Consider the following 21,459-nt stretch of genomic DNA (forward strand, 5'->3'; position numbering starts at 1 on the left):
AGGCATGGATCCCGCACGACTTCTGCGCAGGGTCTCGCAGGACTACCGCGATCGGATCGCGGTCAAATGCGAGGAACGGACCCTGACCTATGCCGAGCTGGGCGAACGAGCGAGCCGACTGGCGAACGCGCTGGCCGACCGTGGTCTCGAGCGGGGCGACCGGGTCGCCCTGCTCGGCGACAACTGCCTCGAATCGCTGGAGCAGATCGTCGGGACGGCGATCGGAGGTTTCGTTCGCTGCTCGCTGCACGCCCACGACGCGCCCGAGCGCCATCGGTACCTGATCGAGCACACCGGCGCCAAGGCCCTCATCATCCAGTCAGGCCACTACCAACGGATGGCAGGCCAGCTCGAGGAGATCACCGGACTGCGCCACGTGATCGTGCTCGGCGATGCCGACGTAGCACCCGGAGCCAGCCGGTACGACGACGTGCTCGCGGCGGCGTCCCCCGAGCAACCTGACGTGCGGCTGGGCGACGATGATCCGCACGTCATCCGGTTTTCCGCGGGTACCACGGGGCTGCCCAAGGGAATCGTGATCTCGGTCCGCGCGACCATGGGCATGGGCAACGAGTTCGCGATGGTGCTGCCCAGTTTCGACGAGGAGGATCGCTATCTCGCCGCGGGGCCACTCACGCACGCTGCGGGCATGTTCATCTATCCGTTGCTGGCCGCGGGGTCGACCACGATCGTCATGCCGGGCTTCGACCCGGGATCCTTCCTCGAACTCGTGGAGCGGGAAAGGGTCACCACCACCCTGGTGGTGCCCACGATGATCCAGATGATCACCGACCATCCCGCGGCGGGGACGAAGGACCTCTCCAGTCTGCGAGCGGTCATGTACGGCGCGGCTCCGATATCGGAGACAACGCTCGTCAAGGCGCTCGGCCTGTGGGGCAACATCATGTATCAGCTCTACGGCCAGAGCGAGGTCGTCCCGATCGCGGTGCTCACGCCCCGGCACCACCGGGTGGACGGCCCGTCGGACCGGAACCGGCTCTCCTCGGCGGGCCGGCCGAGTCCGAACGCGTGCGTGCGGATCGAGGACGAGAACGGCGACGTCCTCCCGCCCGGCCAGGTCGGAGAGATCGTCGCACACGCACCGTGCACGATGTCGGGCATCTGGAAAGACGAGGCCGGGACCGCGGCCCGGTTCACCCCCGACGGCGGGGTCCGGACGAAGGACATGGGATACCTGAGTGAGGACGGCTTTCTCTATCTCGCCGACCGCAAGGAAGACCTGATCATTTCCGGAGGGTTCAACATCTGGCCCGCCGAGCTCGAGAACGCGCTGGCCGCCCACCCCGCCGTACAGGAGGCCGCCGTTGTCGGCGTCCCCCATCCGAAGTGGGGCGAGACCCCGCACGCGGTGGTCGTGGTCCGCGAGGGCAGTGAGGTGACCGAGCAGGAGCTGATCGAGTGGACCCGGCAACGGGTCGGCTCGTACAAGAAGGTCACGGCTGTCCGGTTCGCCGACGCGTTGCCCAAGACCCCGATCGGGAAGGTGCTGCGCCGCGAGGTGCGGGAACGTTTTCTCGCGGCCGCCGACGGACTGGGGCGGGCCTGATCTCTACCAGAACCATCCGATTGATCCTCCGACGGCGCGGTGTTGTCGGGGGAGTGAGGAGCGCGCTACATCGTGTCCGAGTCCAAATCCGACAACGCCGAGCCACCCGTTCTCTACGAACTCCGTGGCCCGGCGGCGTGGATTACGCTCAACCGTCCTGCCGCCCACAACGCTCTGTCGGCCGACGTGGTCGCCGGGATCGCGGACGGGCTGCGGCAGGCTGAGGCCGACCGGAATGCCCGTGTGGTGATCCTGGCCGGGAACGGCCCTTCGTTCTGCGCGGGGGCCGACCTGAAGATGGTGCTGGCCCGGGACCCGGACGGGGCCGGAGCGCGGCAGCTGTCCGGGTTTCTGCGCTCCGTCTCCGAGCTCTGTACCGCGATCACCCGTCACCCGCTGCCGGTGCTCGCCGCGGTACACGGCAACGTCGTCGCCGGCGGTTTCGAGCTGATGCTCGCCTGCGACCTCGTGCTGGCCTCGGAGGACGCCGCGATCGGCGATGGCCACGCCAGGTACGGGATGTTTCCTGGCGGGGGCGGCGCGATCCGGCTGCCGCGCAAGCTCGGCAGCAACCGGGCCAAGTACTTGCTGTTCACCGCTGCGTCCTGGGACGCGGTGCGCATGCGCGACTGCGGCGTGGTCAACGAGGTCGTGCCCGCGAACGAGCTGCGCGCGCGGGTGCAGGAGCTGGCCGAACAGCTCGCCACCCACAGCGCCGCCGGCCTCGCCGCGATGAAGCGGGTGGTGGAGCAGGGGCTGGATCAGCCGCTGGAGCAGGCTCTCGCACTCGAGCTCGCTGAGTGCGAGCGGTATGCGGCCGGCAGCGGGGACTTCGACGAGGGACTGCGAGCGTTCGTGGAACGACGCGCCCCGAGGTTCAGTGGCCGCTGAACGGCCGATGACGACTGAGGAGGCTCCATGAAACTCACGAACAAAGTGGCGCTCGTCGCCGGCGGCGCTTCGGGCCTGGGGCGTGCGGTCTGCGCGGACCTCGCCGAGCATGGCGTCACGATCGCCGTGCTGGACCGGGATGAGGCACAGGCCAAGGAGACCGTCCGCGACATCGGTGGCGGACTCGCCCTGGCCGTGGACGTCACGGATCCGGACGATGTGGAGCGGGCCGTCGACGAGGTGTTGCGCCAGTTGGGCGCCATCCACCTGAACGTCAACACCGCGGGCATCGTCGGTGCCGCGAAGATCGTCTCCCGCGGCGGCCACCCGGCGGCCTTCGAAGACTTCGACCGAGTGATCAGGACCAACTTGAGCGGCACCTTCAACGTGATGCGGCTCGCCGTCGCCGCCATGCTCCGCAACGAACCGGAGAACGGCGAGCGGGGCGTGGTGGTGAACACCTCGTCCGGCGCGGCGTACGAAGGGCAGTCGGGACAGGCGGCGTACGCGGCGAGCAAGGCCGGCGTCATCGGTCTCACCCTGCCTGCAGCCCGTGACCTCGCCGGCCATGGGATCCGGGTCAACGCGATCGCCCCGGGACTGTTCGAGACGCCGATGGCGGCAGGGTTGCCGGCGCCGGTCCAGGACGGCTTGCTCCGGATGATCACCGAGCCCCGTCGGCTGGGCCGGCCCGCTGAGTTCGCGCAGCTGGTGCGCAACATCGCCGAGAACGGTTACCTCAACGGCGAGTGCATCCGGCTCGACGCCGCTACCCGGCTGGCGGCGCAATAGGTCTCGGCCCTCATGACCGACTCCCCGCGCGGCGTTTCGCGCGGGGAGTCTTTTGTGCACGGACCACGACGCCTGCGGTTCGGCGGTGAGCCTGTGGGATCAACTGCCCGTACGGCGGGGTCCGCGTCACGGCGAGCCGGCCGAGCATCCGGATGGGGTGGGCCTTCGACGAAGCCCACCCCATCCGGCGTCTCTTGCCGACGTCGCGGCGGTTACCGGCGTCGGCTCAGTGGTCGCCACCGCGCGGGGCAGCCGTGGCGGTACCGCGGACCCTGGCCACCACTGCCTGCTCTCGGGCCGAAGGTCGACCAGTGAGACTGGCGAGCACCGTGACAGCGATCGAGACCGGGATGCCGATGAGAACCTCGGAGGAGTTCGGCAGATCGAGGCCGAGATAGCACGCCAGGAACGCGCCGGCCCCGGCGACCATGCCGGCCGCCGCGCCGATGGAAGTGCATCGAGGCCACCAGATGCCGAGGATCATCGGCGCGAAGAACGCCGAAGCCAGGAAACCGACGGCGGCCACGTACAGCACCACCAGGAACTCGGGCGGATTCAACGCGAACAGGATGGCGATGATGCCGACCGCCCAGGTCGAGACGGTGGACACCCGGACGACCTGCTTCGACGAGGCCCGTGGGTTGATCACCCGCGCGTAGAGGTCGTTGCCGATCGCGGAGTTGCACGCCATCAGGAGCCCGGCGGTGGTCGACATGACCGCCGCCAGGACGGCGGCTGCCATGAGTCCCTGCAACGCCGGGGACAGCACCGACGCGGAAAGCGCGAAGAAGACCGCATCCGGCTTCAGCTCCGCGATGTTCGGCAGGGTGGCCGCTACGGGGGTGAGCACGAACGCCACCGACAGCACGATCACGCCGTACAAAATCATCGCGTAGTTCAACGAAAGTCGAGCCGATCGCGTGCTGCGTGCCGAGTAGACCCGCATGATGACGTGCGGGAGCACGCAGATACTGGTCGCCGAGGTCACGAACCCACCGATGTAGGACCAGTTCGACAGCGCGCCGCCCACCGCGCCGTACGACGGAAATTCGTCGATGGTTCGTGCATAGACGTCGCCGAAGCTCGGCACCGAGAAGTAGGCCACCACCGCGAAGGTCGCCACCATCACGACCATCAGGACGCCTTGCAGCACGTCGTTCCAGGTGACGGAGAGAAAGCCGCCCAAGGAGGTGTAGAGGACGAAGATGAGGCCGGTGACCAGCACTCCCAGCTTGTAGTCCCAGCCGAGGATGGCGTTCGCGATGATCCCGGATCCGGTGAGCTGGGCGACCATGTATGCCGCGCTCGCGATGACGATGATGACGGGGGCGGCCACCCTGATCAGCGGATTGTTGAAGCGTTCGTTGAAGAAGTCGGGAACGGTGTAGTTTCCCACCCGGCGTAGCGGCCGGGCCACCAGCAAGGCTGCCACGGCGAATCCCAAGGTTGCGCCCGCGGCGAGGCTCACCGTGTACGGCAGGCCGAGGAACAGCGTCATTCCCACCGCGGCCATGATCGTGCCACCACTCGCGAGCGTGGCGAGGAATGCCCAGGAGTTCGTGAACGTTCCCACCGCGCGTCCGGCGATGAAGAACTGGTCCGTCGACTGTCGCACGCGCCGTTTGGCAAGCCAGCCGAGCAGTACCGTGACCACGAAGTAACCGAGCACCATGATCAGCGTCATTGCGAATCTCCTTGCTTGTAACCCCCGTGGAACGTGGTGTCGCGCTTGGCGCGTACTCAGTCGTCTTGCGCGTCAGTCGTCAGGAGCGACACGACCGGGACACAGAACATGTAGGCAGCGAGCAGCCATGCGGTCAGACTCACTCCGGCTGGCTGCACGTTTCCGACAGCGGGGATGAAGGCCGCGGCGGCCCATCCGAGCAAGAGCGTGAATACGGCGATCTGAACGCGGCTGAGCGATGTGCCCGAGGGACTCATGGCGGCCTCCGTGGATCTGGTCGGCAAGCGGGCCAGAGGGTCCAAAACTTGCCTATCTGGTTAGGCTTGATTCACGGATGCTATGGCGGTGCCGTACGGGCGTCAACGGCCAGCCGCGGTCTCGGCCCCCGTCGCCGGGGCGGAACCGGTCAACCTGGTGGTGAGGCCCGGAACGCGGAGATCGATTCAGTCGGCAGCGGGAGGGAGGATGTAGCCCGAGAGCAACTGTGCCGCATGCTCGAGCAGCTCGTCTGGGCTCAAGCGTCCCTTGCTGTCGTACCAGCGCGAGATCGACAGCATCATCCCGTTGATCAGGTTGACCACCGTCATCACGTCGAGATCCGCGCGGACGACGCCCTCCTCGGCGCACAGCTTGAACAGGCCGGTCGCGGTGTGGTTCACCTCGCGAGCCCACGAGTTGTAGTTGCGTAGCGCCTTCGGTGAGAGCTGGTGCTGGTCGGCGTGGAGCACCGCGTAGTAGGTGCGGTAGCGGATCGCGGAGTTCACCTGCACCTGCAGGTAACGCATCAGCTTCTCCCGTGCCGGGAGGTCGCTTGCGACGATCTCCTCGATGCTGTTCCGCAGTGGGTAGATGATCTGCTCGACGATGGTCTCGAGCAGCCATCGCTTGGACGTTACGTACTGGTAGACGGTCGGCTTGCTGACGCCGGCCTCGGCCGCGATGTCACTGATCGTCGCTTCGACGAAGCCCTTGCGCTCGAAGACCCGCGCAGCCGCGTCGACCAGTTGTTGCACGCTCGTGGCGCGCTTCCGTGCCATCCCGCCTCCTCGCGCGAAGCCTAGCCCACCCGCGTCGCATCACTGGCTCGTGGCACGACCACGGACCGGACTCTTCCGTTCCCGGTTATCATCACTATACTAGTCAGTTAGTTAGGATTGGCACTGGAGAGAGGGATGACCGTGCGGGACGTTGTCGTGGCCGGGGTGGGGATGACCGCCTTCGGCAAGCAGCCGGACAGATCCCTCTCCGGGCTGGCCGCCGAGGCCGTCGGTTCGGCGCTCGAGGACGCCGGCCTCCACGGCGAGGCCACGGACGGGCTGGGGATGGTCTACTACGCCAATGTCCTTTCCGGACTGCTCCAGGGACAGGAGTCCGTGCGAGGTCAGCACGCCCTGTCCCGTACCGCGGTGGCCGGCATCCCGCTCGTCAACGTGGAGAACGCCTGTGCGTCGGGATCGACCGCGCTGCACCAGGCATGGCTGTCGGTCGCCTCCGGTCAGGTGGATGCCGCGCTCGCCGTCGGAGTGGAGAAGCTTCATACCGACGACAAGGCCCAGGCCCTCGCCGCGCTGACCTCCGTTCTCGACCAGGAACGACTCCCGGAAGTGCTCGCCGAGCTCGGAGCGACCGGTGGTGGGTCGGTGTTCATGGACTTCTACGCCCGTGCGGCGACTCGTTACATGGAACAGGCCGGAGCCAGCCTCGAGGACTTTGCGAGGGTGGCGGTCAAGAACAGTGAGCATGGCTCACGCAATCCGAAGGCTCAGTACAGCAGGCAGCTCACGGTCGATGAGGTGCTGTCGGCACGGCGGGTCAGCGGCCCGCTCACCGTTCCGATGTGCGCGCCCATGAGCGATGGGGCGGCCGCGGTGCTTGTGGCCGTACCGGAACTGGCCCGCCGTTGGGGCGCAGATGGTGTTCGCCTGCGCGCTGTGGTGGTGGGGGCCGGGCGCCGTGGAGTGCTTGGAGAACTGCTCCCCGCCGCCGCGCTCCGTGCGTTCGAGCAAGCCGGGGTCGGCCCCGAGGACATCGACCTCGTCGAGTGCCATGACGCGGCCGCGCCGGCGGAGCTGATCGTGCTCGAGGAACTCGGGCTTTGTGCGCCCGGCGAGGCCGTGGCAAAACTACGCGACGGGGCGACCCGGATCGGCGGGGAGCTCCCGGTCAATCCGAGCGGAGGCCTGCAGAGCCGAGGACATCCGCTCGGGGCCACCGGTCTCGCGCAGGTCGTCGAGCTGGCGGACCAGCTCCGTGGCCGAGCCGGGGCTCGGCAGGCTGGTGAGCCCCAGGCGGGTCTCGCCGAGAACGCCGGGGGATACCTCGGACCCGACGCCGCCGCGGCAACGGTGACGATCCTGAGCCGGTGAAACCGGTAGGGGGCGCCCGTCCGGCCGCAACGGCGGCACGGGCCACCGACCGCGAAACGAAGGAGCCATGAATGGCCGTGATCGACTACAGCGTGTACGAGAACATCCTCGCCAGTCGCGCTGGTTCCGTGCTGACTCTGACGTTGAACCGCCCGGAGCGGTTCAACGCGGTCAACCACGAGCTCCACGAGGAACTGAGCCGCATCTTCACCGACGTCGCCGTTGACGACGAGACGTCCGTGGTCGTCCTGACCGGAGCGGGGCGCGCCTTCTGCGCGGGCGGCGACCTGAAGGCCTTCGCCGCGGACGCCGAGGAGCAGGGCCGCACGGGACACTACCTCGATATGGGATCGGCCAAGCGGATCATCTTCTCCCTGCTCGATCTGGAGAAGCCGATCATCGCGAAGGTCAACGGTCACGCGCTGGGTCTCGGTGCGACGTTGGCCCTGTTCTGCGACATCGTCTACATGGCTGATGACGCCCGGATCGGCGATCCGCACGTATCCGCGGGTGTCGTCGCCGGCGACGGGGGAGCGATCATCTGGCCACAGCTCGTCGGATACGCGCGAGCCAAGGAATTCCTGCTGACCGGCGACCAGCTCTCGGCAACGCGTGCCGCGGACATGGGACTCGTGAACCACGCGGTGCCGGCCGAGGACTTGGACCGGGCTGTCGATGAACTGGCCGCGCGCCTTGCTTCGGGGGCACAGGAGGCCATCCGGTGGAGCAAGGTGTCGGTGAATGTCGGCCTGAAGCAGCTCGCCCATTCGATCCTGGACACGTCGATCGCCTACGAGACACTCACGATGCGCAGCCCCGCGCACGCCGAGGCCATCGATGCCTTCTCCAACGGTCGAAAGCCGGACTTCACGTCACTCTGATCACTGTCGAGGGGCGGTCCGCGCACCGACCGCGACGGCCGGGTCCGCCACGTTGGCTGGACCGTCCTATCGGGACTGTTCGGCGAGGGTGACCATGGCGGGCGTGACCGGACTCGCCGACGGGAGCCGGTGGCACCATCGGCCCCCGCGGGCCTGTCGCGCCGGAAGCGCCGCAGCCGCCAGGAAGGGACCCGCGGCGGTGTTCCTCGCGGCTCGTCGCGGCTCAGCCGCTCAGCCAGCACGCCTGCGCCGCCGCGCGGCTCCGGGAGCGGCCTCGCGATGGTGGGCCCCGCCCTGCTGATTGTTCCCAAGGTTGGTAACATTACCAAGACTGGAACAAGCAGGGGGTGGTCGCGCATGCGGATCGACGTCGATGGGGTGAGCAAACGATTCGGGCACGTCCGCGCTGTGGAGGAGCTTTCCTTCACCGTGAGGCCGGGCGCGATCACGGGTTTCCTGGGCCCCAACGGTTCCGGGAAGTCCACCACTATGCGGATCATGCTCGGACTCGTCTCCCCGGACACGGGATCGGCCACGATCGGCGGACGCCGCTACGCCGAGCTCGACCATCCGACTCGCACCGTCGGCGCGGTGTTGGACACGATGCGGGCCCATCCCGCCATGACCTGTCTGGACCACCTGCGGCTGCACGCGCGGCTGAGTGGCCACCCGGTCCGGCAGCTGGACGCGGCGGCCGAGCAGACCGGCGTCGCCACCTTCGCGGCGCGCCGGGTGCGAACGCTGTCGACGGGGATGCGCCAGCGCCTCGCGCTGGCCACCGCACTGCTGGGCGATCCCGGTGTGCTCGTACTCGACGAACCGGCGAACGGGCTCGACCCCCAGGGCCTGGCCTGGCTACGGGACCTGCTCACCCGGCTCGCCGCCGAGGGACGCACGGTGCTGGTGTCGAGTCACGTGCTCGCCGAGCTCGAGGTCATGGCCGACGACGTGGTGATCATCGCCGAGGGCAGGCTCGTCACGGCGGGTCCGCTGCGCGAGGTGCTCGCCGCGGCCGGTGAGGATGGCGCTCCGGCGCGGTCGCTCGAGCAGGTCTTCCTGAGCCTCACGAACGGAGCCGCCTGATGCGCCTGATCGCCGCCGAACTGTTCCGGTTCCGCGCGAACCGGTTGTGGTACTGGTCGCTGCTCGCCGCGCTCGTCCTCGGCTGCGGGTTCACCGCGCTGTTCGCCGTGATCGGGCCGGAGAACTTCGATCCGCCGATGCCCGCGCTCACCACGCACGAGGGCGTGCGGATGATGCTCGGGCTCGCCACCACGACCCTGTTCGTTCCGGCACTCATCGGCGCGATCGCCGTGACGGGCGAGTTCCGCCATCAGACGTTCGGCCACACGGTGCTCGCCGAACCCCGCCGGGGCCGGGTGCTGGCCGCCAAGCTGGCCGCGCTCGCCATCGTCGGCGCCGGGTACGCGCTGGTGGTTACCGCGGGCACGCTCGCGGCGCTCTACGGCACCACCGCTGTCGCGGGTACCCGGCTCGGCGCGCCGCCGGGGGAGGTCCTCACCACGCTGTTCGGTGCCGCGACCGCGATGGTCGTGTACTCGGTGGTCGGAGGGGGCATCGGCGCACTCGTGCGGCACCAGCTCGCCGCGGTGGGCGCGGTGCTCGGCTACTTCTCGCTCGGGGAGATCGTCGTGCTGGTGCTCCCCGGCGTCAACGCCGTGTACCCGTATCTGCCCGGTGGAGCGAGCGCGGCGCTGACGGACTTCGGTTACCTGACCGAGGCCGTCGCCGCCGACACCGGAACGGTGACCACGCTGCTGCCGCCGCTCGCCGGACTCGCGGTGCTCCTCGGTTACGCCGTGACCGTCGCCGCGCTCGCCACGGTGAGTTCCCTGCGGCGCGACATCCCCTGAGACCGGTTGACGGTCAGCGCGCGGGAATCAGGGCGCGGCAGAGCCGGGTGAGCCCGTCGAGCACGCGCTGTTCGTCCGCTGGCGTATGGACCACGTGGTCCGTGGCGCCGTGCATGGCCGAGTAGAGGATCACCGCGGTCACCGGCGGATCGGGCACGGGTGGGTCGAGCCGGCCGAGCAGCTCGGCCAGCGCGTCCACCGCGGCATTGGGCGCGTCCCGCTCGATCCCGCTCGTCGGGTGGAACAGCAGGTCGTGCAGGCTCAGCTCCCGCAGGTACTCGGTGACGCCCGCGCGCATCCACCGCTCGACGCTCTCGACCCCGCTCGCCTGCCGCGCGGCGGCCAGCTGCGCGTCGGCGAAGCGGCGCACGAAGCGTTCGCGCAGTGCCTGAAGCAGCTCGGATTTGTTGCTGAAGTGCAGATAGAACGTGCCCTTGGCGACACCGGCGCCCGAGGTGACGTCGTCGACGGTGAACGCGTCGGCGCCATCGCGCTGCAGCAGGGCCTCCGCCGCGTCGAGCAGCTCACTGCGCCGCTGCTCGGCAGGTTTCGTTCGCGTCACCGCACTCCCTTCGACCGAGGCACAGGCTACCCGCGGCCGGACAGCCGCGCGCCGGCCGCGCGCCGCCCCGGCCTTGCATAGGGCAGCCTTACCTCATACAGTGACTGACTGACGGTCAGTCGACTGTCAGTCTCGCTCATTGCGACCACGAACCCGCGGAGGACCATGACCATCACCGACTCCCGGCCCACTACCCCCAAACCGGAGCCGGCGACCGAGAGACCGTCGGCCGCGGCCGCGGGCCTGGCGCGCACGGGCGCGCTCGCCCGGCTGCTTGCGCCCGTGCGAGCCCACCTGGTGGGGTGCGCCGTGCTCTCCGCGCTGGCGACCGCCGCCGGTTTCGTGCCCTACGTCGCCGTCGCCGAGATCGCCACGCTGGCCCTCGCGGGCGGCTACTCCCCGAGCGCGATCTGGGGCTGGGTGGCCCTGGGCGCCGCCGGCGCGGGCCTTCGTCTGGTGCTCGTGTTCGCCAGCTCGCGGCTCGGGCACTACGCCGACGCTCGCACCCTGCACGATCTGCGCGTGCGGATGGTGCGCCACCTCGGCTCGCTGCCCCTCGGCTGGTTCCGCGCCAACGGCTCGGCCTCGGTCAAGAAACGGATGACCAACGACCTCGAGGAGATGCACCAGCTCATCGCGCACGCGCTGGGCGAACTGGTCGGCGCCACCACCGCGGTCGCGCTCGGACTGTTCTACCTCGCCTCCGTGAACCCGGTGATGACACTGGTGACCGCGGGATCGCTCGCGCTGCTCGGTATCAGCTACCGGATCGCGATGCGGTCGATGACGCTGCACATGAACCGGCTCCTCGCGGCCGAGTCGAGAATCAGCGCCGCGAGTGTCGAGTACGCCGACGGTATCGGCGTGGTCAAGGCGTTCGGCACCGGAGGACGTGTGCTGGAGCGCTTCGGCGAGGCCGTCCGCGAACAGGCGGCGGCGCTGGCCGCGTGGGCGGACGAGACCCGCTACAGCACGGCGGCCTCGCGCCTGCTGGCCTCGGAGATGGCCCTGCTCGGCATTCTCGGCGCTGCGGGATTGGCGCTCGTGCACGCCGGGCAGCTGTCGATGACCGAGCTGCTGCCGTTTCTCGTCGTCGGGATCGGCCTGCCGACGTCGATCAACCCGGCAATCCACGGCACGCAGACACTGCGCAAGGGCCGGGTCTGCGCGCAGAACATCGAGGCACTGCTCGGGATGGAGCCACTGCCCGAGCCGTCCCGGCCACTCAGCCCGGAGGGCTCCCGACTCGAGCTGGACCGCGTCACGTTCTCCTACGACGGCCACACCGACGCCGTCCGCGACGTGAGCGCGGTGTGCGAGCCCGGAACCATCACCGCGCTGGTGGGCCCCTCCGGCGCGGGAAAGTCCACGATGGCCAGCCTGATCCCGCGCTTCTACGACGTCACCGGCGGCGCCATCCGCCTCGGCGGCGTGGACGTGCGGGACATGGCGGCGTCCACGCTGCTGTCGTCGATGTCGCTGGTGTTCCAGGACGTCATGCTGCTGCGTGACACCGTGACCGAGAACCTCCGCATCGGCAACCCCGGCGCGACTGACGACGAGGTGCGCGCCGCCGCACGGGCGGCGCAGATCCACGATGTCATCGAGAGGCTGCCGGACGGCTACAACACCGTGCTCGGCGACGGAGGCGGCCTTTCCGGCGGCGAGCGCCAGCGGCTCACCATCGCGAGGGCGATCCTGTCGCGAGCGCCGATCGTCGTGCTTGACGAGGCGACGGCCTCGCTCGACCCGGACAGCGAGACAGCCGTCCACAGTGCACTGTCGCGCTTGATCGCGGGCAAGACGGTGATCGTGATCGCCCACCGCCTGCACACCATTGCCGGAGCAGACCAGATCCTCGTCCTCGAGGACGGACGGCTGGTCGAACGCGGCACCCACCACGACCTCATCGAAGCCGGCGGCCGCTACGCCCGCATGTGGGCCGCCCAGCAGAACGGAGACCCGGCATGACCTACCATCGGCCTTTCGCGATTCTCCCGCGCCTTCCCGGCGCATCGCTCGCCGCGCTGCAGTGCACGGACACCGCACCGGAGTCGGTGCTGGACCGGCTCAACTCCGGGCTCACCGTCGCGACCTTCGTCTGCGGGCGCGGCGACACGGTCGTCGTGCTGCGGGAGGGGCGCGTGGTCGAGACCGGCTCCGCGGCCGACCTCGTCGCCGCCGGCGGCGTCTACGCCGGCCTGCGGCGCGCCTGGGCGGGGGTCACCGCGTGATCCGGCACCTCCACCGCCTCGTCCCGCAGCCCGGGCTGCTGCTGCGCCTCGGCGCCCTCACCGCGGTACAAGCCGTGCTGCAGGGCCTGCTGCTCGGCTCCCTCATCCCGATCCTGCGTGCCCTGCTGCGGCCCGAGCCCGACTTCGGTGCGGCGGCGCCGTGGCTGGTCGCCGCCGCGGCCGGGCTCGTGGTCTACGGCGTGCTGACGGTGATCGCCACCCCGGTCGGGTTCGCCGCCAGCTCCGATCTCGCCGGGCAGCTGCGGCGCAGGCTGATCGACCACTCGGCGTCCCTGCCACTGGGCTGGTTCACGCCCGAGCACAAGGCCCGCCTCGCCCGCGCCACCACCGCCGACGCCGCCAACATCGGCAACCTCGCGGTGAGCATCGGCGGGCCCGCCATCACCGCGACGCTCACGCCGCTGACGATCATCGGTGTCACGGTCGCGGTGGACTGGCGCGTCGCGCTGCTGTTCGCCGTGATCATGCCCGTCGCGTTGCTGGCACTGCGCAGGGCCGGCCGCATCGCCTCGATCGCCGACGTCGAACTGGAGCAGGCAGCCGCGGACATCGCGGGCCGCGCGATCGAGCTGGGGCAGGCCCAGCCGGTGCTCCGAGCCGCAGGCCAGAGCTCCACCGGCACGGCGCGGATGCGCGAGGCACTCGACGAACACCGCACCGTCTACCGGCGCGGGCTCCGGCGCTCCATGGCTCCCGACCTCACCTACACCGGCGTCATCATGGCGGGGTTCGTCGCGATCCTCGTCGTCAGTGCGCTGTTGCTGCTCGACGGCACGCTCGGGGTGGCCGAGGTGGTGGCACTGCTGGTGCTGGCCGTCCGGTTCCTCGAGCCGCTCGGCAACCTGGTGGAGCTGATCGGCGCCCTGCACGCCATGGACAACGCTGTCGGCAGGGTCCGGGCGCTGCTCGCGACACCCCCATTGCCCGAGGCCGACCGGCCGGTGACCGAGCTGCCCGGCACGTCGGTGGAGCTGTCCGGCGTCACCTTCACCTATCCCGGCGGCAGCACACCCGCGCTCGCGGGCGTGTCGTTCACGTGCGCGCCGGGCAGCACGACCGCGATCGTCGGGCCTTCCGGATCGGGCAAGACCACGGTGACCCGGCTGATCGCCCGGTTCTTCGATCCCCAGGAGGGCTCGATCCGCATCGGCGGCGTCGACGTGCGTGAGCTGGATCAGCGGACACTGCTGGACAGCATTGCCGTGGTGTTCCAGGACGTTTACCTCTTCGACGACACGATCGAGGAGAACCTGCGGCTCGCCAAGCCCGACGCCACCGACGCCGAGCTGGCCGAGGCGGCGCGCGCGGCCCGTCTCGACGAGGTAGTCGAGCGGCTGCCCGAAGGCTGGCACACCCGAGTCGGCGAGGGCGGATCGCGGCTCTCCGGTGGCGAGCGCCAGCGCGTCTCCATCGCCCGCGCGTTCCTCAAGCAGGCCCGCATCGTGCTCATCGACGAGGCCGCGTCCGCGCTGGACCCCGAGAACGAGCGCGCCGTAAGCCAGGCCATCGCAAGGCTGGCCGCCGACCGGGGGCGCACCGTGCTCGTCATCGCCCACCGCCCCGCCACCCTCGACGCCGCCGATCACGTGCTCACCCTCCACAACGGACACGTTGCCGAGGCGGGCACTCCTGCGGGGCTACGGGCCACGGGTGGACTCTTCGCCCGGCTCTACGACCAGTACGACCATGCCCGTTCCTGGCGCCTCGACCGCGAGAGCGCGACGGAGGTGGGCTGAGGGTGCGGACCGCATTCCGCGGGCTCGCGGCCGTGACGCTGCTCGCCGTCACGGCCTGCGGGCCGGGCGACGCCGCGCCGCGGCAGCCAGGCGGACCGGAGGTCACCGTGCGCTCCGCCGTGGGCGAGGTGACGCTGCCCGTCACCGACACCGGGATCTGGGCGCTGGACGAGGCGAGCGCACTGCACCTGCTCTCGCTCGGTGTCAGGCCGACGCACGCGGCGCGAAACGCCTACTCCGGCGATGAGATCGTGACAGCCTCCTACGCGCTGCTGGAGGAGGCCGGCGTCGAGCTCGTCCCACCGCAGCGGCCCGAGCTCGTCGCCAGCGCCGAGCCCGCGCTGATCGTGGGCGTCGACTTCCCCGCCCACCACGAGCAGCGCGCCCAGCTCGAGCAGATCGCCCCGGTGCTTCTCACCGACGACAACCTGCCGTGGCAGGAGCAGCTCGCGTTGCTGGGCGCCGTCACCGGGCACGGCGAGCAGGCCGACGCGCTCACCGGACGGCTGATGGCCCAGGTCCGCGACACCGCCGGGCGGATCGCCGCGTCCGAACACGCCGGGGCGTCGGTCTCAGTGCTGTCCGACTGCGGCGACCAGGCGTGTGTGTACGGCAGCGGACGGGCGCTGGGCAGCCTGCTGGCGCAGCTGGGGTTCACCCGGCCGCAGGCCCAACGTGACAAGGGCGGCGAGTGGGGCTACGACATGGTCTCGCGGGAACGGCTGGCCGAGCACACCGCGGACATCGTCCTCTCGCTCGTGGGCTCGATCGGCGGGGACCTCGTGGCCGGCGACTCGCCGCTGCTCGACACGAGCCGCGCGGTGACCGCCCCGGTGGATTTCGGCGCGTGGTACGGCTCGGGCACGCTGAACCTGGTGTGGATGCTCCACGACCTGGAGGCGATCCTGTTCGGCGACGGGAAGACCGCGACCGCGGCCGAAGCCGGCCGGCTGTGGTCGAGGCTCGACGGCTAGGTCAGCTATGCCGCGTCTGACAAACGCCATTGCCGGCTGCGGGGGGGCCGCGCGGCGCTCGGCTGGTGCGGGACACCCGCGCCCGGGCATGCGTTGGTGGAAGGCCCAAGCACGGTCCGTCCGCGAGGGCCTTCCACCGCCTGGTGAGGCACTAGACTGATCCCGCTCGCCGGGCCTGCCCGGCTGACGCAGAACCTCCTGGTGGCAGAGAACCCGGACGCCACGGCCGGGCCGGGATCCAACGGATGGAATCTTCGTGCCTGTCCGGGCAGGTGTGGAATTGCTAGCGAATCCGTTGGAGAACACGTTCTTGAGCAACGCCCGGAACCGTTCCGAACAACTTCCTGCTATGGGCTCGCGGCACCCCTGTTTTTGAATGTTCGAAAAATCAGAATGACAGGGGTGAGATTTTCGCGACTCCATTGTCCGGGCCGCCGGTTCGTGCGCGGCGAGCCCGCGGCGGCGCTGCGAATGCGCTCGTCAGGAGACTTGGCGGGCCTGCGTCCGCTGTCGGAGGCGCGGCGCCGGGAAACTGCCGGAAATCGGCTCACCCGGGTTCATTTCACGTACCGCCTGAGATATTATCTCCAACCATGGCGGATGGTAGCCGAGACACAGTCGTCCCCGCCGGCGTCGGTCGTCATCGGGCAGTGGCCTCGCCATGATCTGGGAAGTGCTGGTCCTCGGTTTTGTACTCAGTCTCGACAATTTTCGAGTCTCGATCGCGCTCGGTACCGTCCCATTCGGTCTGAAGCGCGCGGTGCAGGTCGCGCTGACCTTCGGGCTGTGGGACGCGATCATGCCGCTGGTCGGGCTGTTGATCGGCAACAAGATCGGGGAATCCATCGGGGACGTCGCAGAATGGGTGGGCGCGGCCGCGCTCGGCGCGTACGGCCTGTACCTCGTGATCTCGGCCCTCCGGAACCCCGAGCCGGACGAGCTGGACCACCCGTGGGCGCTGTTCGGCATCCCGTTCATGCTGAGCCTGGACAACCTTTTCGCCGGGGCAAGCCTGGGGATTCTCGGGTTCTCGCCGTGGTTCTCCGCCGCTGTCTTCGGCATCATGACGGCGGTGTTGTCGCTGGTCGGACTGCGGCTGGGGCAGGCAGCGGCTCGCCTCATCCGGATTCGCTCGGACCTGGTGAGCGGGGTCACCCTGATCATCGCCGCCGTGGCGCTGCCGTTGGTGTTCGGGGGCTAGGGCGAACCCCGTGCGGCCGGGGGATCAGCGGAAGCGCGTCGGCCCGCGAGTCGGCGTTGGCTGCCTCAACGGCCTTGGCGACCAGGCCGTGGTCGGGCGAGAGGTGGCAGACCGGGTCGGTGCGGGCGGCGTCACCGGTGAGCTGGAACGCCTGGCAGCGGCACCCGCCGAAGTCCAGCTCCCGCCGGTCACAGCTCCGGCAGGGATTCGGCATCCAGTCCGTCCCCCGGAACGCGGTCATCACCGGGGATTCGGCCCAGATCCGCTCCAGCGTGTCCTCCCGCACACTGGCCCGCGGCAACGGCAGGGACTGTGCGGCCGGGCAGGGCAGGACGTCTCCGTTCGGCGTCACGGTCAGCTGCCGGGAGGCCCAGCCGCCCATGCAGGGCTTCGGGTAGCGGCTGTAGTAGTCGGGGAGGACGTAGATGACGTCCATGCGGTTCCGCAACCGCTCGCGGGCGGCCCGCACGACGACCTCGGCGGCCCGCAGCTGGGCCCGGCTCGGCAGGAGCGCGTCACGGTTCCGCAGGGCCCAGCCGTAGTACTGGGTGTTGGCCAGCTCCACCCGGTCGGCGCCCACCTCCTCCGCCAGCTCGAGCACACCGGCGACGCGGTCGATGTTGTTCCGGTGCAGCACCACGTTCACGGTGAGCGGCCAGCCCAGCTCCTTGACCACGCCCATCGCCTCGATCTTGCGCCTCCACGACGGCGTCCCGGCGATCCGGTCGGAGATGGCCGGCTCGTCGGCCTGGATGCTGATCTGCACGTGGTCCAGGCCGGCTGCCCGCAGCTGCTCGGCCCTCGGACGCGAGAGCCCGACGGCGCTGGTCACCAGGTTGGTGTAGAGGCCAAGGTCGTGGGCTTCCGCCACGATCTCCGCCAGGTCGCGCCGCAGCAGCGGCTCCCCGCCGGACAGGTGGCACTGCAGGACCCCCAGGTCGCCGGCCTCGGCCAGCACCCGCCGCCACTCGTCAGTGGCCAGCTCGGCGGAGTAGTCGGCCATGTTCAGCGGGTTGGAGCAGTACGCGCAGGCCAGCGGGCAACGGTAGGTGAGCTCGGCGAGCAACCCGAAGGGGCTATCCATCTGCGAGCTCCACGCAGCGCCGGGCGACGAGCCGGGTCAGGAACTGCCGCACCTCGTCGCCGGGGACGGTCTGATATCGCGCGCCGAGCTCGGCGACGATCTCAGCCACGGTGTGCCGCCCATCGCACAGCTCGAGGATGTCCGCGCCGCTGCCGTTCAGAACCACCACCGTCTCGGGGAGTTGCAGGATGGGACGCTGCCTGGTCCGGCAGAAGGTCAGCCGGACGTGGCGTGCCAACCGAGGCGTGTCCGAAGTGGACAATCCGCCGCCGGGGTCGGTTCCGGCTGTGCTCGGGTACATCGCGGTCACTCCGGGTATGCCTGGTCGATGGCGTCCATCAGGCTCCACAGGACGTCGCACTTGAACGACAGCGCGTCGACGGCGCGCGCCTGGGACTCGGCTGACCGGCAGGACGCGGTGACCACCTCGAGGGCGTGCTCGCAGTCTCGGGGGGCCTGCTCGAGGCGGGCGCGGAAATAGGCGAGACCCTCCGGGTCGATCCAGGAGTACCACCGCTCGAACGCGGCCAGGCGCTGCGCCATCAGGTCGGGAGCAAACAGCTCCGTGAGTGAGGAGGCCACCGCCTCCACCCATGGGCGGGTCCGGGCGAAGTTCACGTAGACGTCGACCGCGAACCGCACCCCGGGGACCAGGTGCCGGTGGTCCCGGACCTCTTCGCGGGTCAGCCCGGCGGCCTCGCCGAGGCGCAGCCACGCCTCGATGCCGCCCTCGCCGGTGGCAGTGCCGTCGTGGTCGACGATCCGCCGGAGCCAGCGGCGGCGGACCTCCGGGTCGGGGCAGTTGGAGAGGATCGCCGCGTCCTTGCGGGGGATGTTCTCCTGGTAGTAGAAGCGGTTGGCCACCCAGCCCTGGATCTGCCCGCGGCTCAGCCGGCCGGTGTTCATCCGTACGTGGAACGGGTGCTGGTCGTGGTAGCGCCGGGAGTGGGCCCGCAACGTGCCGACGAAGCCGTCCGCGCCGGTGCTCGCGGTCGCGGTTGTCCCGGTTGTCGTCGGCATTGCCCTACACCTCGACCTCGAGGCCGTCCATGGCCACCTGCATGCCGCTGTCCTCCACGACGCGCCGCTCGGGCGAGTCCTCCAGCAGGATCGGGTTGGTGTTGTTCATGTGCACGAAGATCGTCCGCCCTACGGCGAGCGAGGGCAGCTGCGCCAGGCTGCCGTCCCGCCCGTCGATGGGCAGATGCCCCATCTCCCGGGCCGTCTTGCCTGCCAGGCCGAGCCGTACCAGCTCGTCGTCGCGCCAGCAGGACCCGTCGATCAGCAGGCATTGGCAGCCCTGGATCTCCATCCGCAGCACCGGTGTGACTGCCTGCACGACCGGCAGGTACACCAGCGTCCCCCCACCGCGCCCGTCGGTCAGCCGGTGACCGGCGACGCGTCCGTGGACCACGCTGGGCACGTCGAACGCCCGGCAGGTCAGCCCGTCGGCAAAGGCCATCTCGGCGCCGGGGGCCACCGCCCGCTGATCAGGAGCCAACGCCGGTAGTCGGCGCTGACCGCAACCGACGACTGGGTGTGCGCGAGGCCGGCCCCGGGACGGACAGCGGCGCACACCCGGCAGCCGCGGTTCCACTGCGGGGAGCCGCCTCCGGCCGCCGAGCCCGGCACTCGCGGCAACACCATGACACTCCGTCCGTGGTCGCCGTCCGTGGTCGTCCGAGCCGTCGGGAGGGCGCGGGACCCGGGGGTCCAGCGCCGCCCCACGTCCCGTTAGTCCTCCAGCTGAGCGACGTACATGGTCACTTCGGGCGCGACTCCGATCTCATCGAACTCGGGCGTCTCCCACACAGCGAGCTCAGACTCCATGGATCCACCTCCTCTCTGCCAGACGGCTCCGGCAGGTGGTCTCACGACGCTACGACGTTTCCGGGAGGGCGAACGTGATCAGCGCGCTTCCGTGGCCGGCGCCGAGCATGCCGGGGAGGAATCCCTCGGACCAAGCGCCCCATCCGACCGGCACGGCGACGTACTGCCTGCCGTCGACCATGTAGGTCGTCGGGTTGCTGTGGTGGCCGCTTCCGCACTGGAACTGCCAGAGCAGCTCCCCGGTCCGGGCGTCGAGCGCGTTGAACTCCCCGGTCGGTTCACCGGCGAACACCAGGTCGCCCCCGGTGGCAAGCACCGAGGCGCACATCGGAAGCTCGTTGCGCCAGCGCCAACGCTCGTCGCCTGCGGCGTCGAACGCGCTGATGCTTCCTGTCATCTCCTCGATATCCACCTGAACGCCGGCGCCCCAGTAGGGGATGCTCTCCCTGAACTCCCGGCGTCGCCGGGTGGCGGTGGCCCCGACATCTTGGACCGGGACGTAGAAGAGCCCGGTCTTGGGACTGTAGGCGGCATGGGTCCATTCCTTGGCGCCGGCCGGCCCCGGGTAGAAGTGGACCGGCACCCCCTCCTCGTCGGGGTACACCTTGGCCGTCACCTGGCCGTCCCTCGTGATCGCCCCCCAGGTGATCCGGTCCACGAAGGGGGTGATCTGGACCAACGCGCCGTTCGTGCGATCCAGGACGAAGAAGTAGCCGTTCTTGTCGAAGTGTCCGAGGAGCTTGCGCCCGTCCGACTCGAACAGGATGCACTCGCCGATGCTGTCGTAGTCCCACACGTCGTGTGGGGTGCACTGGTAGTGCCAGCGGATCTGGCCGCCGTCGACGTCGACGGCGACGATGCTGTCGGTGTACAGGTTGTCGCCCTCGCGGACTCCTCCGTCGAAGTCGGGCGCCGGGTTTCCGGTGCCCACGTACAGCAGGTTGGTCTCCGGGTCGAAGGTCGCGGTGATCCAGCAGTTCGCGCCACCACGCGCCCAGGCCTCGCCATCGGCGGGCCAGGTGTCGGCCCCGGGCTCTCCGGGCTTCGGGACCATGTAGCAACGCCACTGGTACTCACCGGTCTCGAGGTTGAACGCGTCCAGGTGACCGCGAACGCCGAACTCCCCGCCGGAGCTCCCGACGATCACCTTGTCCTTCACGACCAGCGGCGCGACCGTGGCGCTCTCTCCGGCCCGCACGTCCCCGTAGGTCTTGTCCCAGACCCGCTTGCCGGTGGTGGCGTCGAGCGCGAGCACATGGGCATTCGCCGTGACGACGAAAACCTTCCCCGCTGCCACGGCGACGCCGCGGTTCACGTTCCCGCAGCACAGCGACACGTCGAAGGGGACCGCGTGCTTGTACCGCCAGATCTCGACACCCGTCTTCGCGTCGAGAGCCCAGACCCAGCCGTCCCAGCCTGCGAGGAACATGATCCCGTCGACGACGATCGGGGCGGCCTCGAACGAGTAGGTCGACGCGCCCGCGATCATCCCGGTCGTGCCGGCCTGGAAGACCCAGGCGGGACCGATGCGCTTGACGTTCTCCGTGTTGATCTGGTCCAGCGGGCTGTACCGCTGTCCGTTGTAGGCGCCGTAATAGGTGAGCCAGTTCTGGGGTTCCGACCGAGCGTTCAGAATGCGCTCGTAGTTGACCCCGCGAACCACCGGCGGCGCGACGTCTCCCCCTGGGACCTTGCCGCTCAGGTTTCCCTGGTCGATGGCCTCGCCCGCGTCCACATATTCGACGGTCATCGTGCGTCCTCC

The 21,459-nt window shown here is 69.6% G+C and carries 22 protein-coding genes; 12 read left to right on the forward strand and 10 right to left on the reverse strand.

Annotation, left to right across the window (positions count from 1 at the left end):
* Window positions 1-4 precede the first annotated feature (4 nt).
* The 3 genes from FCN18_RS33040 to FCN18_RS33050 all read left to right on the forward strand — a co-directional run bounded on the left by FCN18_RS33040 (window position 5) and on the right by FCN18_RS33050 (window position 3,250).
* Window positions 5-1,567 (forward strand): class I adenylate-forming enzyme family protein, encoded by a 1,563-nt coding sequence (locus FCN18_RS33040; RefSeq protein ID WP_158303218.1) that lies wholly within the window; start codon window positions 5-7, stop codon window positions 1,565-1,567.
* A gap of 72 nt (window positions 1,568-1,639) precedes the next feature.
* Window positions 1,640-2,458: an enoyl-CoA hydratase/isomerase family protein gene (locus FCN18_RS33045; protein WP_113642814.1), complete on the forward strand. Its 819-nt coding sequence runs from the start codon at window positions 1,640-1,642 to the stop codon at window positions 2,456-2,458.
* Between the two features lie 45 nt (window positions 2,459-2,503).
* Complete coding sequence (locus FCN18_RS33050; RefSeq protein ID WP_267285381.1) at window positions 2,504-3,250, forward strand: SDR family NAD(P)-dependent oxidoreductase; 747 nt, start codon at window positions 2,504-2,506, stop codon at window positions 3,248-3,250.
* A 226-nt stretch (window positions 3,251-3,476) separates the two neighbouring features.
* Here the strand turns inward: FCN18_RS33050 and FCN18_RS33055 are convergent, their stop codons facing one another.
* From FCN18_RS33055 to FCN18_RS33060, 3 genes are all read right to left on the reverse strand, one after another.
* The gene (locus tag FCN18_RS33055; protein WP_137096957.1) at window positions 3,477-4,934 is read right to left on the reverse strand and encodes a sodium:solute symporter family protein; all 1,458 of its coding nucleotides are present in this window, start codon (window positions 4,932-4,934) and stop codon (window positions 3,477-3,479) included.
* Between the two features lie 56 nt (window positions 4,935-4,990).
* Entirely contained in the window at window positions 4,991-5,191 is a 201-nt protein-coding gene (locus tag FCN18_RS39295; RefSeq protein WP_112273607.1) for a hypothetical protein, read from the reverse strand.
* 186 nt (window positions 5,192-5,377) lie between these two features.
* Complete coding sequence (locus FCN18_RS33060; protein WP_112273605.1) at window positions 5,378-5,971, reverse strand: TetR/AcrR family transcriptional regulator; 594 nt, start codon at window positions 5,969-5,971, stop codon at window positions 5,378-5,380.
* A 135-nt stretch (window positions 5,972-6,106) separates the two neighbouring features.
* On the opposite strand from FCN18_RS33060, the gene FCN18_RS33065 reads away from it, so the two are divergent.
* From FCN18_RS33065 to FCN18_RS33080, 4 genes are all read left to right on the forward strand, one after another.
* Window positions 6,107-7,300, forward strand: coding sequence for a thiolase family protein (locus tag FCN18_RS33065; RefSeq protein WP_228714250.1), 1,194 nt, complete (start codon window positions 6,107-6,109; stop codon window positions 7,298-7,300).
* Window positions 7,301-7,371: 71 nt separating this feature from the next.
* Window positions 7,372-8,181 carry an enoyl-CoA hydratase/isomerase family protein gene (locus tag FCN18_RS33070; protein WP_112273603.1) on the forward strand — a complete coding sequence of 270 codons (810 nt, stop codon included), beginning with the start codon at window positions 7,372-7,374 and terminating at the stop codon, window positions 8,179-8,181.
* A 357-nt stretch (window positions 8,182-8,538) separates the two neighbouring features.
* Window positions 8,539-9,264, forward strand: coding sequence for an ABC transporter ATP-binding protein (locus FCN18_RS33075; RefSeq protein WP_137096958.1), 726 nt, complete (start codon window positions 8,539-8,541; stop codon window positions 9,262-9,264).
* Window positions 9,264-10,055: an ABC transporter permease gene (locus FCN18_RS33080; protein WP_112273599.1), complete on the forward strand. Its 792-nt coding sequence runs from the start codon at window positions 9,264-9,266 to the stop codon at window positions 10,053-10,055. The genes FCN18_RS33075 and FCN18_RS33080 overlap by 1 nt, the downstream gene beginning before the upstream one ends.
* A gap of 13 nt (window positions 10,056-10,068) precedes the next feature.
* On the opposite strand, the gene FCN18_RS33085 is transcribed toward FCN18_RS33080, so the two are convergent.
* Window positions 10,069-10,617 carry a TetR/AcrR family transcriptional regulator gene (locus FCN18_RS33085; protein WP_113642809.1) on the reverse strand — a complete coding sequence of 183 codons (549 nt, stop codon included), beginning with the start codon at window positions 10,615-10,617 and terminating at the stop codon, window positions 10,069-10,071.
* Window positions 10,618-10,782: 165 nt separating this feature from the next.
* Between FCN18_RS33085 and FCN18_RS33090 the strand changes: the two genes are divergently transcribed.
* The 5 genes from FCN18_RS33090 to FCN18_RS33110 all read left to right on the forward strand — a co-directional run bounded on the left by FCN18_RS33090 (window position 10,783) and on the right by FCN18_RS33110 (window position 16,783).
* On the forward strand, window positions 10,783-12,588 hold the full coding sequence (locus FCN18_RS33090) for an ABC transporter ATP-binding protein (protein WP_112273597.1): 1,806 nt from the start codon (window positions 10,783-10,785) through the stop codon (window positions 12,586-12,588).
* A complete protein-coding gene (locus FCN18_RS33095) occupies window positions 12,585-12,851 on the forward strand; it encodes a hypothetical protein (protein ID WP_113642808.1) in 267 nt (88 codons plus the stop codon). Before FCN18_RS33090 ends, FCN18_RS33095 begins: the two co-directional genes overlap by 4 nt.
* Entirely contained in the window at window positions 12,848-14,608 is a 1,761-nt protein-coding gene (locus tag FCN18_RS33100; RefSeq protein WP_137096959.1) for an ABC transporter ATP-binding protein, read from the forward strand. The genes FCN18_RS33095 and FCN18_RS33100 overlap by 4 nt, the downstream gene beginning before the upstream one ends.
* Window positions 14,609-14,610: 2 nt before the next feature.
* On the forward strand, window positions 14,611-15,582 hold the full coding sequence (locus FCN18_RS33105; protein WP_158303219.1) for an ABC transporter substrate-binding protein: 972 nt from the start codon (window positions 14,611-14,613) through the stop codon (window positions 15,580-15,582).
* Window positions 15,583-16,243: 661 nt separating this feature from the next.
* Window positions 16,244-16,783 carry a manganese efflux pump MntP gene (locus tag FCN18_RS33110; RefSeq protein ID WP_113642805.1) on the forward strand — a complete coding sequence of 180 codons (540 nt, stop codon included), beginning with the start codon at window positions 16,244-16,246 and terminating at the stop codon, window positions 16,781-16,783.
* Here FCN18_RS33110 and pqqE read toward each other — a convergent pair.
* The 6 genes from pqqE to FCN18_RS33140 form a co-directional block, all read right to left on the reverse strand.
* A complete protein-coding gene (gene pqqE, locus FCN18_RS33115; RefSeq protein WP_137096960.1) occupies window positions 16,743-17,867 on the reverse strand; it encodes a pyrroloquinoline quinone biosynthesis protein PqqE in 1,125 nt (374 codons plus the stop codon). The two genes, FCN18_RS33110 and pqqE, sit on opposite strands and share 41 nt — an antisense overlap.
* Window positions 17,860-18,168 carry a pyrroloquinoline quinone biosynthesis peptide chaperone PqqD gene (gene pqqD / locus FCN18_RS33120; protein ID WP_112274796.1) on the reverse strand — a complete coding sequence of 103 codons (309 nt, stop codon included), beginning with the start codon at window positions 18,166-18,168 and terminating at the stop codon, window positions 17,860-17,862. The genes pqqE and pqqD overlap by 8 nt, the downstream gene beginning before the upstream one ends.
* 5 nt (window positions 18,169-18,173) lie before the next feature.
* Window positions 18,174-18,887 carry a pyrroloquinoline-quinone synthase PqqC gene (gene pqqC, locus FCN18_RS33125; RefSeq protein WP_137096961.1) on the reverse strand — a complete coding sequence of 238 codons (714 nt, stop codon included), beginning with the start codon at window positions 18,885-18,887 and terminating at the stop codon, window positions 18,174-18,176.
* Window positions 18,888-18,891: 4 nt separating this feature from the next.
* Window positions 18,892-19,368: an MBL fold metallo-hydrolase gene (locus tag FCN18_RS33130; RefSeq protein WP_228714251.1), complete on the reverse strand. Its 477-nt coding sequence runs from the start codon at window positions 19,366-19,368 to the stop codon at window positions 18,892-18,894.
* A gap of 233 nt (window positions 19,369-19,601) precedes the next feature.
* Window positions 19,602-19,697: a pyrroloquinoline quinone precursor peptide PqqA gene (gene pqqA, locus FCN18_RS33135; protein ID WP_112273585.1), complete on the reverse strand. Its 96-nt coding sequence runs from the start codon at window positions 19,695-19,697 to the stop codon at window positions 19,602-19,604.
* 49 nt (window positions 19,698-19,746) lie between these two features.
* Window positions 19,747-21,447 (reverse strand): PQQ-dependent dehydrogenase, methanol/ethanol family, encoded by a 1,701-nt coding sequence (locus FCN18_RS33140; protein WP_137096962.1) that lies wholly within the window; start codon window positions 21,445-21,447, stop codon window positions 19,747-19,749.
* Window positions 21,448-21,459 lie beyond the last annotated feature (12 nt).

Origin of the sequence: Prauserella endophytica (assembly GCF_005146945.1) — a bacterium.
Taxonomy (GTDB): Bacteria; Actinomycetota; Actinomycetes; order Mycobacteriales; family Pseudonocardiaceae; genus Prauserella_A; species Prauserella_A endophytica.